The 17,285-nt window shown below is 67.6% G+C and carries 16 protein-coding genes; 8 read left to right on the top strand and 8 right to left on the bottom strand.

The window, feature by feature from the left end; all coding sequences use genetic code 11:
- Positions 1 to 165 precede the first annotated feature (165 nt).
- A complete protein-coding gene (locus V5G24_RS10305) occupies positions 166 to 2,820 on the top strand; it encodes a PepSY domain-containing protein (RefSeq protein WP_394083004.1) in 2,655 nt (884 codons plus the stop codon).
- Positions 2,821 to 2,853: 33 nt separating this feature from the next.
- Here V5G24_RS10305 and V5G24_RS10300 read toward each other — a convergent pair whose 3' ends face one another.
- Entirely contained in the window at positions 2,854 to 3,474 is a 621-nt protein-coding gene (locus tag V5G24_RS10300; RefSeq protein WP_394083006.1) for a helix-turn-helix domain-containing protein, read from the bottom strand.
- Positions 3,475 to 3,562: 88 nt separating this feature from the next.
- Positions 3,563 to 4,378 (bottom strand): bifunctional hydroxymethylpyrimidine kinase/phosphomethylpyrimidine kinase, encoded by an 816-nt coding sequence (gene thiD, locus V5G24_RS10295; protein ID WP_394083008.1) that lies wholly within the window; start codon positions 4,376 to 4,378, stop codon positions 3,563 to 3,565.
- A 319-nt stretch (positions 4,379 to 4,697) separates the two neighbouring features.
- On the opposite strand from thiD, the gene V5G24_RS10290 reads away from it, so the two are divergent.
- Positions 4,698 to 4,934: an Lrp/AsnC ligand binding domain-containing protein gene (locus V5G24_RS10290; RefSeq protein ID WP_394083010.1), complete on the top strand. Its 237-nt coding sequence runs from the start codon at positions 4,698 to 4,700 to the stop codon at positions 4,932 to 4,934.
- A 197-nt stretch (positions 4,935 to 5,131) separates the two neighbouring features.
- Here V5G24_RS10290 and V5G24_RS10285 read toward each other — a convergent pair whose 3' ends face one another.
- The 3 genes from V5G24_RS10285 to V5G24_RS10275 all read right to left on the bottom strand — a co-directional run bounded on the left by V5G24_RS10285 (position 5,132) and on the right by V5G24_RS10275 (position 7,275).
- Positions 5,132 to 5,674: a chromate transporter gene (locus tag V5G24_RS10285; protein ID WP_394083012.1), complete on the bottom strand. Its 543-nt coding sequence runs from the start codon at positions 5,672 to 5,674 to the stop codon at positions 5,132 to 5,134.
- The gene (locus tag V5G24_RS10280) at positions 5,671 to 6,189 is read right to left on the bottom strand and encodes a chromate transporter (protein ID WP_394083014.1); all 519 of its coding nucleotides are present in this window, start codon (positions 6,187 to 6,189) and stop codon (positions 5,671 to 5,673) included. The genes V5G24_RS10285 and V5G24_RS10280 overlap by 4 nt, the downstream gene beginning before the upstream one ends.
- A gap of 195 nt (positions 6,190 to 6,384) precedes the next feature.
- On the bottom strand, positions 6,385 to 7,275 hold the full coding sequence (locus V5G24_RS10275) for a DMT family transporter (RefSeq protein ID WP_394083016.1): 891 nt from the start codon (positions 7,273 to 7,275) through the stop codon (positions 6,385 to 6,387).
- Between the two features lie 264 nt (positions 7,276 to 7,539).
- Here V5G24_RS10275 and V5G24_RS10270 point away from each other — a divergent pair, with 264 nt between their 5' ends.
- The gene (locus V5G24_RS10270; RefSeq protein ID WP_394083018.1) at positions 7,540 to 8,241 is read left to right on the top strand and encodes a cytochrome b/b6 domain-containing protein; all 702 of its coding nucleotides are present in this window, start codon (positions 7,540 to 7,542) and stop codon (positions 8,239 to 8,241) included.
- Positions 8,242 to 8,290: 49 nt separating this feature from the next.
- Here the strand turns inward: V5G24_RS10270 and V5G24_RS10265 are convergent, their stop codons facing one another.
- The 3 genes from V5G24_RS10265 to V5G24_RS10255 form a co-directional block, all read right to left on the bottom strand.
- Positions 8,291 to 8,719, bottom strand: a complete 429-nt coding sequence (locus tag V5G24_RS10265) for a c-type cytochrome (RefSeq protein WP_394083020.1) — start codon at positions 8,717 to 8,719, stop codon at positions 8,291 to 8,293.
- Between the two features lie 157 nt (positions 8,720 to 8,876).
- Positions 8,877 to 11,183 carry a xanthine dehydrogenase family protein molybdopterin-binding subunit gene (locus V5G24_RS10260; protein WP_394083022.1) on the bottom strand — a complete coding sequence of 769 codons (2,307 nt, stop codon included), beginning with the start codon at positions 11,181 to 11,183 and terminating at the stop codon, positions 8,877 to 8,879.
- A gap of 219 nt (positions 11,184 to 11,402) precedes the next feature.
- Positions 11,403 to 12,155, bottom strand: a complete 753-nt coding sequence (locus V5G24_RS10255) for a competence/damage-inducible protein A (RefSeq protein WP_394083024.1) — start codon at positions 12,153 to 12,155, stop codon at positions 11,403 to 11,405.
- Positions 12,156 to 12,316: 161 nt separating this feature from the next.
- Between V5G24_RS10255 and V5G24_RS10250 the strand changes: the two genes are divergently transcribed.
- The 5 genes from V5G24_RS10250 (at position 12,317) to V5G24_RS10230 (ending at position 17,247) form a co-directional block, all read left to right on the top strand.
- The gene (locus tag V5G24_RS10250; protein WP_394083026.1) at positions 12,317 to 13,732 is read left to right on the top strand and encodes a circularly permuted type 2 ATP-grasp protein; all 1,416 of its coding nucleotides are present in this window, start codon (positions 12,317 to 12,319) and stop codon (positions 13,730 to 13,732) included.
- A gap of 73 nt (positions 13,733 to 13,805) precedes the next feature.
- Complete coding sequence (locus V5G24_RS10245; RefSeq protein WP_394083028.1) at positions 13,806 to 14,756, top strand: alpha-E domain-containing protein; 951 nt, start codon at positions 13,806 to 13,808, stop codon at positions 14,754 to 14,756.
- Positions 14,757 to 14,801: 45 nt separating this feature from the next.
- A complete protein-coding gene (locus tag V5G24_RS10240) occupies positions 14,802 to 15,629 on the top strand; it encodes a transglutaminase family protein (protein ID WP_394083030.1) in 828 nt (275 codons plus the stop codon).
- 188 nt (positions 15,630 to 15,817) lie between these two features.
- Positions 15,818 to 16,252, top strand: coding sequence for an HIT family protein (locus V5G24_RS10235; RefSeq protein WP_394083032.1), 435 nt, complete (start codon positions 15,818 to 15,820; stop codon positions 16,250 to 16,252).
- Entirely contained in the window at positions 16,249 to 17,247 is a 999-nt protein-coding gene (locus tag V5G24_RS10230) for a beta-ribofuranosylaminobenzene 5'-phosphate synthase family protein (RefSeq protein ID WP_394083034.1), read from the top strand. Before V5G24_RS10235 ends, V5G24_RS10230 begins: the two co-directional genes overlap by 4 nt.
- Positions 17,248 to 17,285 lie beyond the last annotated feature (38 nt).

The following is a 17,285-nucleotide window of genomic DNA, read 5'->3' as shown; positions in this document are numbered from 1 at the left end:
TTGTAATAAATCCGCGCGGACGAGCGGAGACAATCCGGCTTTCCACTCTGGATTTATAATCATTCCATTCATTTGCACCCGTATTGAGGAACACAAGTGCGGTTGATATGCCATAGCCTGGATTTTTACTGCCGCTAACGCCCGCGCGGCTCCAGGATATTGAGCATGTTGAAGGTCGTCTGGTTTCAGATTCATTGGTTCCTCGGCGTCACCGCTGGCGTCGTGCTGGCGGTGGTGGGCGTCACCGGGGCCATGCTCTCGTTCGAGGACGACATCCTCGCCGCGCTCAATCCCGGCATCATCACCGTACAGGCCGCGCCCACCGGACCGCTGGCGCCGGACCAATTGCTGGAACGCATCCGCGCCAATGCGCCGGGCAAGACGCCCACCGCCTTGATGGTTTCGGCGGACCCGACGCGGGCGGCGCGCGTCACCTTCGCCCCGCCGCCGCAGCCGGCCGGTGCACCTGGAGGGGGGCCCGGCGGGCCGCGTGGCGAAAACCGCTATGTGAGCCCCTATGACGGCACGCTGCTGGGCGATGTTCAGGGCCAGGCATTCTTCCGTTTCGTGATGCAGGTGCATCGCTGGCTGGCGGCCGGCGATGTCGGCAAGCAGATCGTCGGCGCCTCCACCATCGGCCTGATTGTGCTGTCGCTCTCGGGCCTCTATCTGCGTTGGCCGCGCCGGGCGCTCGACTGGCGCAACTGGCTGCGGCTGGATTTCGGCCGGAAGGGCCGCAGCTTCCTGTGGGAATTGCATTCGGTCATCGGCACCTGGGTGCTGCCCTTCTATCTGCTGGCCTCTCTGACGGGCCTCTATTGGTCCTACGAGTGGTATCGCGGCGCGCTGTTCGACCTCACCGGCACCCCGCGCCCGGCACAGCAGGGCCCGCGCCCGGCTGGAGCGCCCCCAGCTGGCGCGCCCTCGGGGCCGCAGGCTGGCACACCGCCCGGCGCCGCCCCGGCCATGCCCGGCGAGCGGGGACCGCGCGAGGGACGTGAGGCGCGCAACGCGGCGCCGCTGAATCTCGCCGTGCTCTGGCCGGCGTTCGTGCGCGAATCCGGCGGCTACAGCATCGCCACCGTGCGCCTGCCCCAGGGCAATGCGCAGATTCTCACCATCACCTACCAGCCCGTGAACCCGGCCCATGAGCGGGCGAACAACACCCTGGTGCTGGATGCTGCGGGGCAGGTGCGCGAGCATCGCCGCTACGATGATCTGCCGGCCGGCCAGAAGCTCATGGGCAGCATCTTCCCGCTGCATTCCGGCAGCTTCTTCGGCTTTACCGGCACGTTGCTGATGATGATCGCGAGCCTGCTGATGCCGCTGTTCGCCATCACCGGCTGGATGCTCTATCTCGACCGCCGCAAAAAGAAGCGCGCGGCCCGCGCCGCCGCCGCACCGGTGGGAGCGACGCCCGTGAGCGAGGCCGCGCCAGTGCTGGTCGCCTATGCCAGCCAGACCGGCACCGCCGAGCGCCTCGCCTGGCAAAGCGCGAACGCGCTCCAGGCTGCCGGCCTGCCCGTGACCGTCGCGCCCCTGGCGGGCCTTGCGCCTGATGCCCTGGCGAAGGCGAAGCGCGCGCTGTTCGTGGTCTCCACCTTCGGCGCCGGCGAGCCACCGGACGCCGCCCGCGCCTTCGCTCGGCGCATGGGCGCGCGGAACGCGCAGGACAGGCTGGCGAATCTCGATTACGGCGTTCTGGCGCTCGGTGATCGGTCATACCCGCATTTCTGCGGGTTCGGCGCGGACCTCGATGCCTGGCTGCGCACCCATGGCGCAACGCCGCTGTTCGACCGTGTCGAGGTGGACATGGAGGATGCGGGCGCGCTGCGCCATTGGCAGCAGCAGCTTGGCACCTTGTCGGGCCTGACCACCTTGCCCGACTGGAGCCAGCCCCATTATGAGGATTGGCGCCTCGTCAGCCGCCGCCTGCTCAATGCCGGCAGCGCGGGACTGCCCACCTTCCATCTCGCGCTGGAACGGGAAAGCGAGGCGGCGAGCTGGGCCGCCGGAGACATCGCCGAAATCGGCCCGCGCCTCGATCTTGAGACCGTGCAATGCACGCTCGATGCCCTCAAGCTCGACGGAGACGCGCCGGTCATCCATGGCGGGCAGACCCTGGCTTTGCGCGAGCTGCTGGCGCGCAGCCTGCAACCCGCCGCGCAGGATCATCCCGCCGCCAGCGCTCAAGCGCTCGCCGACCGCCTCAAGCCCCTGCCCCATCGCGAATATTCCATCGCCTCCATCCCCGAGGACGGGCGGCTGGAACTGCTGGTGCGCCAGACCCGCACACCGGAAGGCGGCTATGGCCTCGGCTCCGGCTGGCTAACCCGCCATGCGGCGGACGGCGCGCGGATCGCGCTACGGATCCGCTCCAATCCCGCCTTCCACGGCCCGGAGGGCGCCCGGCCGCTGATTCTGATCGGCAACGGCACCGGCCTTGCGGGCCTGCGCGCCCATCTCAAGCGGCGCGTGCGCGCGGGACATGATGCCAATTGGCTGATCTTCGGCGAGCGCAGCCAGCAGCACGATTTCTATTTCCGCGACGAAATCACCGCATGGCAGAGCGCCGGCGCACTCGCCCGGCTGGATCTCGCCTTCTCCCGCGACCAGGCGGAGCACCTTTATGTGCAGCATCGCCTGAAGGAGGCGGGTCCGGAAGTGGTGCGCTGGATCGAGGACGGGGCCTCAATCTATGTGTGCGGCAGCCTCCAGGGCATGGCCCCGGCGGTGGACCATGTGCTCAGCGAGCTGATCGGAACCGAGGCGCTGGAACAGCTCGCCGCGCAGCGCCGCTATTGCCGCGACGTGTATTGAGGGGGAGAGCGAGGGGCGGGACGCACCCACCCCTCAGTCAAGCACGGCGGCCTTCAGCAGGCAGACCATGAAGGCTGTGGCCGGCTCCGGGCCGAGGTTGCGGATGACGTGGCGGCGGTCGCAGCGATAGCGCACCGTCTCCCCCGTCTTCGCGGTCTCGGTCACGCCGTCCACCTCGATCGTGAGCGTGCCCGCTGTCACGGTGAGGCATTCGATGGAGCCGATCTGATGGCCGTCGGACTCCAGCTCACCGCCCGGCTCGGCGCGGAATTCGTAATATTGCAGCCATTCCACCGTCTTGATCCAGCCGATGATGGAGAGACGGCACAAGCCGTCCTGCGACACCAGGATCGGCGTTTCGGCGCGGGTCAGCTTCTCGATGAACGGCGCCTCGTCGGAGGCGGCAAGCACGCGCTCCACTGTCATGTCCAGCGCGTGGGAGAGCCGCCAGACGGTCGCGAGGGTGGGATTGGTCTCGTTGCGCTCGATCTGGCTGATGATGGATTTCGCCACGCCGGACTGCTCGGAGAGTTCGGACAGCGAGAGATTATAGGCCTTGCGCAGCCGCTGGATGGTCTTGCCCAATTGGCCGGTCATCGCCTGGGCGCCATCCTCCGGACCCCGCTCGGTGCCCTTCTCCCGCTGCTGCGCCATGCCTCATCCCTTTTGCCGAACGATCGTTCGCCGCACCGGACGATACTGTGAAAAGCCGGTCGTGCAAGGCGGTTTCGGCGCGATCCGCTCAATTGGTCCAGAGGGCATGGAAATGGTGCACGGGGCCGTGGCCATGGCCCACGTCCAGCTCATCGGCGGCGGCGATGGCGCCGGTGATATAGGCCTTCGCTTCCCGCACGGCGCCTTCCAGATCCGCGCCTTTGGCAAGGCCCGCGGCGATGGCGGAGGACAGCGTGCAGCCGGTGCCGTGGGTGTTGCGCGTGGCATGGCGCGGCGCGGCGAGGCGCAGCATCCCGTCCTGGCTCACCAGCAGGTCGATGCTCTCCGGTCCCGAGCCATGGCCGCCCTTCATGAGCACCGCGCCGCAGCCGAGCGCCAGCAGCGCCTGGCCCTGCGCCAGCATCTCCGCCTCATCCTGCGCCGGGGGAAGATCCAGCAAAGCCGCGGCCTCGGGCAGGTTGGGGGTGATGAGGGTGGCGCGCGGCAGCAGCACGTCCTTCAAGGTGGCGATGGCGGCATCCTCCAGCAGACGGGCGCCGGAGGCGGCGACCATCACCGGGTCCAGCACGATGGTGCGGGCCTGGTGCCGCGCCAGCCCATCCGCCACCGCCACGATCGCCGCCGGGCGCGACAGCATGCCGATCTTCACCGCCGCGACCGCAAGATCGCTGAACACGGCGTCGATCTGCGCGCCGATGAAGTCCGGCGGCACGTCGTGGATGGCGGTGACGCCCATGGTGTTCTGCGCGGTCAGCGCGGTCAGCACGCTGGCGCCATAGACGCCGAGGGCGGAGAAGGTCTTCAGATCCGCCTGAATACCGGCGCCGCCGCTGGAATCCGAGCCGGCAATGGTTACGGCGATGGGGATGAGGCTCTGTGGCACGCGGCAGCTCCGACGGGCATCGAGGATGGCGCAGGAAGCCGGAAGATGCGGCACAGATGGGCGACCCAACGGCCGCCCTGCGCGATCTCGGTTTCCTTCGCCGGCATGATCCGGATCAGGTTCGCGGGTTGGACTGGCCTCTCAGCCCCGCATGATGCGGGACACCCCGACGAGATGGCTTAGATGTAGAGAACCCCTGCCCACCCATCAAGCCCGCCCCTCAAGCCCGGCCTGTCCCGAGCGGTCGATCCCCTTGCAAGGGCGCGCCCTTTTCGCCACCTTGGCGCCGCCCCGACGGGCCGCGCCAAGGAGAGTTTCCGTGATCGTCTTCTTCGTCCAGATCAAATGCCAGCTTGGGAAATCCTATGAGGTGGCCAACGCTTTGGCGGATGCGGAGATCGCCTCTGAAATCTATTCCACCGCCGGGGATTTCGACCTGCTGGTGAAATTCTATGTGCCCAAGGACACCGACATCGGCCATTTCGTGAACGAGAAGGTGCAGAAGCTGGAGGGCATCCAGGACACGCGTACCCTCATCACCTTCAAGGCGTTCTGAGGCTTCGACCGCCCCACATCCTGAAAAATGTTTCACGTGAAACAAGGACTTAGCGCGGACGAACAGCGGTTTACTGGCGCTTCTCCGAAGCTCCACGGCGGAAGAAGCCGCGATTTCGGGCGAAGGTTCGCCGGTGAATTTCGGCGACCCGCCAAAGCGCCGGCAAACCCCGTCCTGCGCCGAAATTCGTTTCGATCCTACACCAGCCCGGCGAGGCCCAGCACGCCGCCCACCCCGATCAGCCAGATCGGATTGAGCCGCGTGGTCAGCGCGCCGACGGCGGCGAAGGCGGTCAGCCCATAGGCCAGCCAATGGGTGTCGGCGAGGCGCATCAGGATATAGGCGCTCGCCAGCACGATGCCGATGGTCAGCGCCGCCAGCCCGCGCTGGATGGCGATGCGCAGCGGTGCGTCGCGGAAGCGATTTGACAGGCGCGACATGCCATAGGCCGCCACCCCCGCCGGCACGCACATGACCAGCGTCGAGGCGATGGCGCCGGGAATGCCCGCCACATACCAGCCGATCAAGGTCACCAGCAGCACGTTCGGGCCCGGTGTCACCTGGGCGATGGCGAACAGGTCCGCGAACGTGTCGCCGCTCATCCAGCCATTGGCCTCCACCGCCATGCGGTGCAGCTCGGGGATCACCGCGTTCGCGCCGCCGATGGCAAGGAACGAGATCACGAACATATGGACGACCAGATCGCCCAAGGGATCGCCCAGGGGATCGCGCCCGCTCATCGCGACCACCGCCACGCGGCGAGGATGGAGAATGGCGCCAGCACCAGGATCACCAGCAGCAGCGGAAAGCCCATCAGCCCGGCGCCGGCGAAGGCGAGCGCGGCGAACACCAAAGCGATGGGATTGCGCCGCTCGACGAAGCCCATCTTCAGCCCGAGCGCTACGAACAGCCCGACCGCGGCCGCCGAAATGCCGCGCAGCATGCCGGAAACGGCGGGCAGCTGTCCGTAATGCACATAAAGCGTCGCCAGCGTCACGCCGATGATGCAGGGGGCGATGATGAGCCCGCCGAAGGCCGCCGCCGCGCCCGCGAAGCCGCCGAATCGCGCGCCGACGCAGAACGACATGTTCACGATGTTCGGCCCCGGCATGAGCTGGCAGATGGAAAGCAGTTCGTTGAACTCGCGCGCGCCCAGCCAGCGGCGCTGTTCCACCAGCTCGCGCCGCGCGAACGGCAGCGCGCCGCCGAAGCCGGAAAGCGCAATGCGCAGGAAGCCGAAGAACAGCTCGGGCACGCGCGGCGGCGTCCCCTCGCCCATCTGCGAGAGCAGGTCGTCGGGGACGGAGTCTCGGGGGGGCGACTCTTGGGGGGCCGACTCTTGGGGAGTGGAGTCTTGAGGGGCGGGGCTCATGGTCTTGCCTTCATGGGCCGGTCGTCTCCTGCCCCATATGCCGCGCGTCTTTCCGCGCGCGGGCGCCATTTGAGATGCCTAAGGCGCGGTGCGCGGCGCGCGCCGGTGTTCCCGCCACGCCAGGCCCGCGCCGGCGGCCACGACCAGCGCGGCGCCGCAGAACATGAGCGGATGGGGCCATTCATGGAAGAAAATGGCGCCGAACATCACCGCCCACAGCAGCGTCGCATAATTGAAGGGCGCCACCACGGAGGCCGGGGCATGGCGGTTCGCGGCAGTCAGGAAAATCTGCCCCAAGCCGCCGGCGATGCCGATGCCGGCAAGCGCCACGCCCTCGCGCCAGCTCGGCAGTGTCCAGCCGAACGGCGCGGTGGCAAGGCCGGCGAGGCTCGCGACCGACGAGAAATAGAACACGATGGCGCCGGTGGTCTCGGTCTGGGTCAGGCGGCGCACCTGCGTCACCGCAAAGCCCGCCCCCACCGCGCCGGCCAGCGCGAAGCCGACGCCGATCACCACGCCCTCGGTGCGCAAATCGCTCGGCGAAAACGCCGGCCAGAGCATGACCAGAATGCCGAGGAACCCCACCGCCACCGCGCACCAGCGATAATTCGGCACGCGCTCGCGCAGCAGCAGCGCGGCGAGCACCACCGCCACCAGCGGTGTCACATAGGTAATGGCCACCGCCTCGGCGAGCGGGATGAAGGCAAGCGCGGCGAACCCCGCCCACATGGCGGCGACGCCCACCGTGCCCCGCACCACATGGCCGAAGGGCGAGCGCGTCGCCAGCGCCGAGCGCAATTCCCCGCGCCACGCCAGCCACACCACCACGGGCAGCAGGCCCACGAAGCTGCGGGCGAACACGATCTCGCCGCTCGGCACGTCGTCGGCCACGGCGCGCACGAGCGCGGACATGATCGCGAAGGCGAGGGTGGCGCCTAATTGAAAGAGGATACCGGCGATGGGGTTCATTATGAGTCTTGTCTGGCGCGCTGCACCCGACGGACGCACCGCCATGGCGAGACCGCCATATAGCGTGGAGACCGGTAAAGGAGTCATGCCCGATCCACATGCCGCCGGCACGAGCATTTCCCCCAGCGCCGGGCAAAACGTTAACAACAGCGTGACCTTGGCGTCACGCGCCGGCAAAGCACCCCATGCATGGTGGACTTGGCGCGCCGGCACGGGCATCAGCGCTGAACGGGTGCCATGCCCGGGCGAGAATGGGACGGGGTCATGAACGTGCGATCAGCTGGAGAGCGGGCGGACGGCACCGGCACGGCGCCGATGCGCAAGGTCGTGGTATGGGATCTGCCCACGCGCCTGTTCCACTGGTGCCTGGCGGGGTTGATCGCGGGCGCGTACGTGACCGCCAACCTGGGCAAGATCGACCTGCACTTTCTGTGCGGCTACGCGATCCTCGCCCTGCTGCTGTTTCGCTTGGCGTGGGGCGTGATCGGCAGCGACACCGCGCGCTTCGCGCGGTTTCTGCAAAGCCCCCTGGCCGCGCTGAAGCACCTCTCGCATTTCAGGCGGCGCGAGCCGGATACCGAGGTCGGGCACAATGCCGCCGGCGGGCTGATGGTACTGGCGATGCTGGCGCTAATCGCGCTTCAGGTGGCAACCGGCCTGTTTTCCAACGATGGCCTGTTTTCCGAAGGGCCGCTGGCGAAATATGTCTCGCCCGCCGTCAGCGACCGGCTGAGCAGCCTGCATGAATTCAATTTCAACCTCATCCTCGCCGCCGTCGTGCTGCATCTCGGGGCGATCCTCGCCTATGCGTTGGTGAAGCGGCACGATCTGGTGCGGCCCATGGTCCTGGGCTGGAAGCGCCTGCCGGCGAGCATTCCCGCGCCGCGTCGCGCATCCCTCGCCCTCGCGGCCCTGGTCTTCGCGCTGGCCGCCGGCGCCGCATGGGCGCTGGCGGCCTTCGTCTGAACGGCCTCCTTCTGAAACGCAGCACCGCCGCCGAAGCGCGGCGGCTGGCTCAGCGCGCCTTATAGGTGCGGTGGCAGGAGCGGCAATCCTCCGCCACCGCGGCGAACGCGGTCTTGAAGCCGCTCTCGGTCCCGACATTGGCCGCATTGTCGGCCACGGCCTTGTTGAAATGCGCCAAAGCGGCGTCGAAGCCCGCGCGGTCGCTCCAGATGGCGGCGGTCGCCTTGGTGTCGCCGGTATCGGAGCCGGCGGGGAACAGCGCGCCGAACTTGGCGCCATTCTCGGAGAACGTCTTGAAAATCGCGGCGGCCTTGGCGGGATCAAAGGGCGCCTCGCCCTTCAGCATCTTCGCGCCGATGTCCGTTTGATCGCCGATCTGCTTCATCAGATCCTTGCGGAGCTTGATGGGATCGGTCTGCGCAACCACGACGGTTGCCGCAAGGGGAAGAAGGACCGTGGCCAGAATGGCAAGACGCATGGATAGCTCCGCATTTGAGAGAAATCTCAGGGGGCGGAGCTAAGAAGAATTCCAACCAAGTCGCCAGGGGGCCAACGGTCACGCTCGCGTTTACACCCGCCGTCCCTGCCCTGCCGGCACGCGGCATGCTGCCGCATCCGCGACCGGCACCGGGGCGTCAGCCGGCTTGCGCGGCTTTGATCGCGGCGAACACGGCGGCGGGGGTGGCCGGCATGTCCATCTGGGCGATTGCGTAGCGGCGCCACAGGGCGTCCACCACCGCATTCATCACCGCCGGGCAAGAGCCGATGGCCCCCGCCTCGCCCGCACCCTTCACGCCCAGAGGATTGGTGGCGCAGGGCACGTTGCGGGTTTCGAAATGGATCGGCGGCAGGTCTTCCGCGCGCGGCAGGGCGTAATCCATGAAGCTCGCGGTCAGAAGCTGGCCCTCGGCATCATAGACCGTGCGCTCCAGCAGCGCCTGGCCGATGCCCTGCGCCACCCCGCCATGCACCTGCCCTTCCAGCAGAGCCGGGGTGATGACAGCGCCGAAATCGTCCACGATCACATAGGAGACCAGTTCCACCGCGCCGGTGTCGGGGTCGATCTCCACCTCGCAGGCGTGGGTGCCATTGGGATAGGTGGCTTCCGGCGGGGCGAAGGCATCCTGGGCGTTCAGCAGCTCGGGCGTGGCGGCGGGATGCAGCGCCAGTTCGGCGAGCGACAGGCGCCGGTCCGTGCCGGCGACTTCCACGCCGCCCGCTTCCAGCTCGATATCTCCCACATCGGCTTCCAGCGCCTCGGCGCCCAGCTCCCGCAGGTTCTGCGCGAGCCGGCGCGCGGCCCCGGCCACCGCCGCGCCGCCGACGGGAATGGAGCGCGAACCGCCCGTGCCGCCGCCGGTTTTCGTCGCATCCGTATCGCCCTGGTGCACCACGATCTGCTCCAGCGGCACCTTCAGATGGGCGGCGGCGAGATGGGCATAGGCGGTCTTGTGGCCCTGCCCGCTCGATTGCGTGCCGATGCGGACCGAAATGGTGCCATCGCCCTCCAGCCGCAGATAGGCCGGCTCCGGGGAGCCGCCGCCGCAGGCCTCGATATAAGTGGCAAAGCCGAAGCCGCGCAGCTTGCCGCGCACCTGCGCCTGCGTCTCCCGCGCGGCGAAGCCGGCCCGGTCCGCCACCTCCAGCGCCCGCGTCATATGGCCGTCGAACTCGCCGCTGTCATAGAGCCGGCCGGAACAGGTCTGGTAGGGCATGGCGGAGGGCGGGATGAAATTGAGCCGCCGCAGCTCCTCCGGCGCCATGCCGGCTTCGCGCGCGGCGGCATCCACCAGCCGCTCGATCACATAAGCCGCCTCGGGACGGCCGGCGCCGCGATAGGCGTCCACCGGCACGGTATGGGTATAGATGCCCCGCACCCGCACGTGAAACACGGGAATGGTGTAGAGGCCGGGCAGCATGCTCGCCCCGCCCACCGGAATATAGGCGCCGTAATAGGCGATATAGGCCCCGAGATTGGCCAGCGTATCCACCCGCAGCGCCAGGAACCGGCCGTCCTTGTCCATGGCCAGCTCGGCAGAGGTGATGTTGTCGCGGCCGTGGCTGTCGCCCTGGAAGTGCTCGCTGCGATCGCCGATCCAGGCCACCGCCCGGTTCAGCCGGCGGGCGGCGAGCGCGGCGAGCGGATATTCGCCGAACGGGAACATCTTGGTGCCGAAGCCGCCGCCCACGTCCGGGGTCACCACGCGCAGATCCTCGCGCGGCCAGTTCAGGATCTTGTCGGCGATGGCGTCGCGCAGAATATGACTGCCCTGGCTGCCGAGGGTGAGGCGCACGCGGCCGCCCTCTTCTACCTCGGCCAGCACGCCGCGCGTCTCCATGTAATTGGTGACGAGCCGGTTGTTCACGAGCCGCACCTTCACCACGCGGTGCGCCTTGGCGAAGGCGGCATCCACCGCCGCCTTGTCGCCCAGCTCGCTGGTGAAGGCGATATTGTGCGGGCGCTCCGCGAACAGAAGCGGCGCGCCGTCGGCGATCGCGGCCTCCATGTCGGCGACGGCGTCGAGCGGCTCCCAGTCGATCTCGAGCGCTTCGGCGGCATCGCGCGCGGCATCCAGCGTCTCGGCGACGATGAAGGCCACCGGCTCGCCCACATGGCGCACGCGGCCTTCCGCCAGCACGGGATGATGGGGCTTCCACATATGGGCTTCGCCCACCACCGCGACGCTGGCCGCGATGGGCAGGCCGCCGCAGCCCGCGAAATCATCGGCGGTCAGCACCAGGTGCACGCCCGGCATGGCCTTGACCGCATCGAGATCGCCGAAGGCGAAGCGCGCATGGGCATAAGGCGAGCGCAGCACATAGCCCTGCAACGCAGCGGTCCGGGCCGCGATATCGCCGACATAGCGGCCGGCGCCGGTGAGCAGAGCGGGATCTTCCAGGCGGGTGAAGGGCTGGCCGTGGCCGAACTTGAGGGCAGTCATTCAGCATCGCTCCATGCTCGCCGGGCGGCGAAGGCGAAAGGGATCGCTCGAACCCCGTCAAGACATGCGCGCCACGCCCGAGCGGCCGGCGGCGTCACCGGCAGGGGACAAGCGGGGCAGCGGGACGCAGACGGGATGGGGCGCTCTTCAAAGAAATGATGGCTCATCCGCCCGTGCGCAAGCACGGAGGCAAATGAACTGTGCGGCGCACCATAACCCTCAGGCGCGGGCGCGCGCCAGATCCGCCACCATGCGCGCCACCGCATCGCGCGCCGCATCCACCACCTGCGGGTCGCGCGAGCGCACGACGATATTGGTGTTGGGCCCGCTCTCGTCGAAGAACGGATAGGAGCCGATGGTCGCCTCGGGATATTGGTCCGCGATCGCCTTCAGCGGCGCGGCGATATCGCCTTCCCGGGCATCGGCACGCACGGTCTGCGACAGCATGGGCGCGTTGGAGCGCAAGGTGGGGATGATCTCCTCCAGCATCGCCTGCATGATGCGCGGCACGCCGGCCATCACATACACATTGCCGATGTTGAAGCCGGGCGCCTTGGACACCGCGTTCACCACCAGCTCGGCGCCGGCGGGAATGCGCGCCATGCGCAGGCGCGCTTCGTTGAGATCCTTTTCGGCGATATATTCCAGCAGCATGGCGCGGGCGCGCGGATCCACGTCGATGGAAACGCCGAACGCCTTGGCCACCGCGTCGGCGGTGATGTCGTCGTGGGTCGGGCCGATGCCACCGGTGGTGAAGACATAGGTATAGCGCGCGCGCAAGGCGTTCAGCGCGGCGACGATGTCGTCCTCCACGTCCGAGACCACCCGCACTTCCCGCAGATCGACCCCCACCTCGGTGAGTCGCTCGGCGATATGGCCGATATTCTTGTCCTTGGTCCGGCCGGAGAGGATTTCATCGCCGATCACCAGGAGAGCCGCGCTGACAATTTGCGCGCCGAGTGCTTCGCTCATGTCGCCTTCCCTTGCACCGCCCAATGACAATCGGCGGGTTTTTGCCTAAAACTTAGTCACTGCCATTCAGCCGCAGAGGCGAAGGTTGGACTTGCTGCCATTATCTCTTCCTTGGCACGATGTTTGTACATAGGATTCAATCAAGCGGAGTGGCAGTCCCAATGCGGCGCGCGTTCGACGAGATGTCCTGTGAAGACGGCACGGTCCGTCAGGCTTACGATTCGCTCAACCGGTGGTTGAGCAAGGTTCCCCATGAGGTTCTGGACCAGCGCCGGAAGGAGGCGGAGTTTATTTTCCGGCGCATCGGAATCACGTTCGCCGTCTATGGCGAGCAGAATGCGCAAGAGCGGCTGATCCCGTTCGACATCGTTCCCCGCATCATCACCAATGAGGAATGGGGCCGGCTCTCCAAGGGGCTGGAGCAGCGCGTGAAGGCGCTGAACATGTATATCAGCGACGTCTACGGCAAGCGCGAGGTGCTCAAGGCCGGCATCGTGCCGGAGGATCTGGTCTATCAGAATCCCGCCTTCCGGCCGGAGATGAACGGCCAGCGCGTGCCGCACAATGTCTATGTTCACATTGCCGGCATCGACATCGTGCGCACCGATCCGGACACCTTCTACGTGCTGGAGGACAATGCCCGCACCCCGTCCGGCGTCTCCTACATGCTGGAGAATCGGGAAATCATGCTGCGCCTGTTCCCCGAGCTGTTCGCGCAGCATCGCGTGGCGCCGGTGGAGAAATATGCCGACGACCTGCTCGCCACCCTGCGCTCGCTCGCCCCGCGCGGCGGCAGCGAGCCCAATGTCGCGATCCTGACCCCGGGCATCTATAATTCCGCTTATTACGAACACTCCTTCCTGGCCGACAAGCTGGGCGTCGACCTGGTGGAAGGCCGCGACCTGTTCGTGAAGGACAATGTGGTGTTCATGCGCACCACCGAGGGCCCCAAGCGGGTGGACGTGATCTATCGCCGCCTCGACGACGATTTCATCGACCCCCTCGCCTTCCGGCCCGACAGCGTGCTCGGCGTGCCCGGGCTGATGAGCGCCTATCTCTCCGGCAACGTCACGCTGACCAATGCGGTCGGCACCGGGGTTGCGGACGACAAGGCCGTCTACAGCTATATGCCGGACATCATCCGCTTCTATCTTGGCGAAGAACCCCTGCTGCCGAACGTGCCCACCTGGCGCTGCCGCGAGCCGGAGCATCTTTCCTATGTGCTCGATCATCTGAGCGAGCTGGTGGTGAAGGAAGTGCACGGCTCCGGCGGCTACGGCATGCTGGTCGGCCCCATGGCCGACAAGGCGCAGATCGAGATTTTCCGCGCCAAGCTGAAGCACGACCCGGCCAATTTCATCGCCCAGCCGACGCTCGCCCTTTCCACCTGCCCGACGCTGGTGGAAAAAGGCATCGCGCCCCGTCACGTGGACCTGCGGCCGTTCATCCTGACCGGCAGCGACAAGGTGCGGATCGTGCCGGGCGGGCTCACGCGCGTCGCCATGAAGGAGGGATCGCTGGTGGTGAATTCCAGCCAGGGCGGCGGCACCAAGGACACCTGGGTTCTCGACGCCTGAACCGCGGCTTCGACATGTCTCGCGGTGCCGCACCCGCGGCACCCTTCTCATCCTTCTGCCAGATGGGCTGACCATGCTCTCCCGCACCGCCGAAAACCTGTATTGGCTGTCGCGCTATGTGGAGCGCGCCGATTGTCTCGCGCGTATCCTCGATGTCGCCCAGCGTCTGTCCTATACGCCCGTGCCCGCCGAACGGCCGACCAATGAATGGGGCTCCGCCGTGCTCACCGCCGGCTGCGCCGAGGAATTCGTCGCCCGCCACGGCCCGCTGGAGGAGGCGAGCGAGGACCATGTGGTCTCCTTCCTCGCCTTCGACCTCGAGAACCCGAGCTCCATCCGCAACTGCTTCGAGGTGGCGCGCACCAATGCGCGGTCCGTGCGCACGGCGCTGACCTCGGAAATGTGGGACGTGATCAATTCGTCCTGGATCGAATTGCGCTCCTTCCCAGACAAGGCGCTGAGCCGCGAGGAGCTGGCGCGGTTCTTGGCGTTCGTGAAGGAAACCTCGCTGCGCTTCGACGGCGCCACCTTCCGCACCATGCTGCGCAACGATGCCTATTGGTTCACCCGCGCCGGCGCCCATGTGGAGCGCGCCGACAACACCGCCCGCATCCTGGACGTGAAATATCACGTGCTGCTGCCGGAGCAGGAGCACGTGGGCGGGCCGCTGGATTATTTCCAATGGGCCTCGATCCTGCGCTCGGTCTCCGCGCTCACGGCGTTCCACTGGGTCTATCGCGACAGCGTGAAGCCGTGGCTGGTGGCGGATCTTCTGATCCTCAACCGCGCCATGCCGCGCTCGCTCGCCAGCTGCTACGACAATCTCTCGCGCTGCCTGGACGACATCGCCGGCGCCTATGGCCGGCAGGGTCCCGCCCAGCGGCTCGCGCGAACCACCCAGGCGCGGCTGTCAAACCGGACCATCGAGGATATCTTCCAGAGCGGCCTGCATGAATTCATCAGCGAATTCATCACCGACAACAACAAGCTGGCCGCCGAGATCACGGAACAATATCTCGTCTGACGGCCGGCTTTGCCGATCAGGATTGGATGAGGCGAGGGCAGAACAATGCGGGTTCGCATTTACCATCAGATCATCCACAAGCTGGAACCGGGGCTGCGGATCGCCACGGCCACCATCAAGCTCACCCCCCGCAATCACGAAGGCCAGCACATCATGCGCTGGCCGCTGGATGTGCAGCCCGATTGCCGCCTCTATCCCCATGAGGATGCGTTCGGAAACCTGTGCCACACGTTCTCGGTCGAGGGGCCGCTGGATCACATCACCCTGCTCGCCGAGGGCGATGTGGAAACCCGCGACATGACCGGCGTGGTGCGCGGCACGGTGGAGCGCTTTCCCCCCTCCCTGTTCCTGCGGCAGACCGATTTCACCATGCCCGACGCGCAGATCGAGGCCATGGCGGCCGAGGCGGTGGATGCGGACGGCCCGCTGGCCCAGGCCCACGCCCTGATGGGGCTGATCCACGAGGCCATCACGGAAATTCCCGTCGAAAGCGCGGCGGTGGCCCGCGCGGCGAGCGCCGTGCTTGCGGGCGGGGAAGGCACATCGGGGGAGATCGCCCATGTGTTCACCTCCGCCGCGCGCCATCTGCGCATCCCGGCCCGGCACATCTCCGGCTATGCGACCGAGGACGATGCGCCCGGCACGGCGCGCGAATTGGCGGAAGTGCATGTGCCCAAGCTCGGCTGGGTCGCGTTCGACTGCGGGCGCAAGGTCTGCGCCACGGAAGAACATGTGCGGGTGGCGGTGGCGCTGGATTCGCTCGGCGTCGCCCCGGTGCGCGGCACCGGCATCAATGCCAGCGAGGAGGCCAGGGCCAATGCGGTGACCCACTCCTCGCACCACGGCCAGAGCCAGAGCCAGACCCAGGAATGAACCAGACCCAGGAATGAACCAGACCCAAGAATGAACCAGACGCAGGACTGAACCACGCGCCGGGGCTGAACCGGCATGGGCTGGTCGCCTGCGGGTGGTGTCCCGCATGCCGCGCCCGCCCGTTTGGGCTTGACCCCGGACGCATCCCTTGCGATGCGGGCGCACCACATCCGGCACCGGAGGCATTCATGAGCGAGACGCCCGCCTACGATCCCGCCAACATCTTCGCCAAGATCCTGCGCGGCGAACTGCCGGCGCATAAGATCTATGAAGACGAGCGCGCCCTCGTGTTCCTCGACATCATGCCGCGCGCCCCCGGCCATGCGCTGGTGATTCCCAAGGCGCCGGCCCGCAATCTGCTCGACATCGCGCCCGACGACCTCGCTTATGTGGCGCAGATCGCCCAGAAGGTGGCGCAGGCCGCCATGGCCGTGTTCGCGGCGGACGGCATCACGGTGCAGCAATTCAACGAGGCCGCCGGCGGGCAGGAGGTGTTCCACCTGCATGTGCACGTGATCCCGCGCCACGAGGGCGTCGCGCTGAAGCCGCCGGTCTCTTTCCGGGAAGACAATGCGGTGCTCGCCGAACAGGCGGCGAAACTCAAGGCAGAACTCGCCCGGTGACCGTCGGTCACGCCGTCCCCGGCGCCGGCGTGCGCATTCACGCGCCGGCGCGGCTGCATCTCGGCTTTCTCGACCTCGGCGGCGCGCTGGGCCGGCGCTTCGGCAGTCTCGGCCTGACGCTGGAGGCGCCGGAGACCTGCGTGCGCGTTGAGGCGGCGGCGCACGACAGCGCGGCCGGTCCGGACGCCGATCGCGCCGCGCGGGCGCGGGATGTGGTGCGCGCTGCGTTCGCCATCGACCTGCCGCTTGCCATTACCGTCGAGGGCGCGCTTCCCGCCCACGCGGGCCTCGGCTCCGGCACCCAATTGGCGCTGGCGGTGGCGATGGGGGTGGCGCGCCTCGCCGGCCGGCCGCTGGAGGTGCGCGACGCGGCCCGCCTGCTGGAACGCGGACGACGCTCGGCCATCGGCATCGGCGCTTTCGAGACCGGCGGCGTCATTCTCGACGGCGGCAAGCCGGTCGTCTCCACCGCCCCGGACGTGGGCGCCGCGCCGCCTCTTCTCGCCCGCCTGCCGGTGCCCGAGGCGTGGCGCATCCTGCTGGTGTTCGACGCGGCGAAAAGCGGTCTCTCGGGCGAGGCCGAGACCCGCGCCATGGAGACGCTGCCGCCGTTCGCCCAAAGTCTGGCCGCCCATCTGTGCCATCTGGTGCTGATGCAGGCGCTGCCCGCCCTTGCGGAAGGCGATGCAACCAGCTTCGGCAGCGCAATCGGCGCCGTGCAGAAACATCTGGGCGACCATTATGCCGCGGCGCAGGGGGGCGGGCGCCACACCAGCGCGGATGTCGCCCACGCCCTTGCCTTTATTGAGGAAAACGGGATTCCCGGGGTCGGCCAGACCTCCTGGGGGCCGACCGGCTTCGCCATTGTGGGGAGCGCGGCGCGCGGCGAAGCGCTTTTGCAGGCGCTGCGCACTCGCTATGCTGATTGCGCGAACCTCTCGTTCGCTTGCGTGCGGGGAAACAACCGCGGCGCCACGATCGTCGATCTGCCTTAGGCCGTTCGGCGCACGGGGCGCGGCCACCCGCTTTCCTG

The organism is Roseixanthobacter finlandensis (genome assembly GCF_043195105.2).
In the GTDB taxonomy this organism is placed as follows: Bacteria; Pseudomonadota; Alphaproteobacteria; order Rhizobiales; family Xanthobacteraceae; genus NCEH01.
Note: the sequence above shows the minus strand (reverse complement) of the source record. Positions and strands in the feature narration are given on the sequence as shown.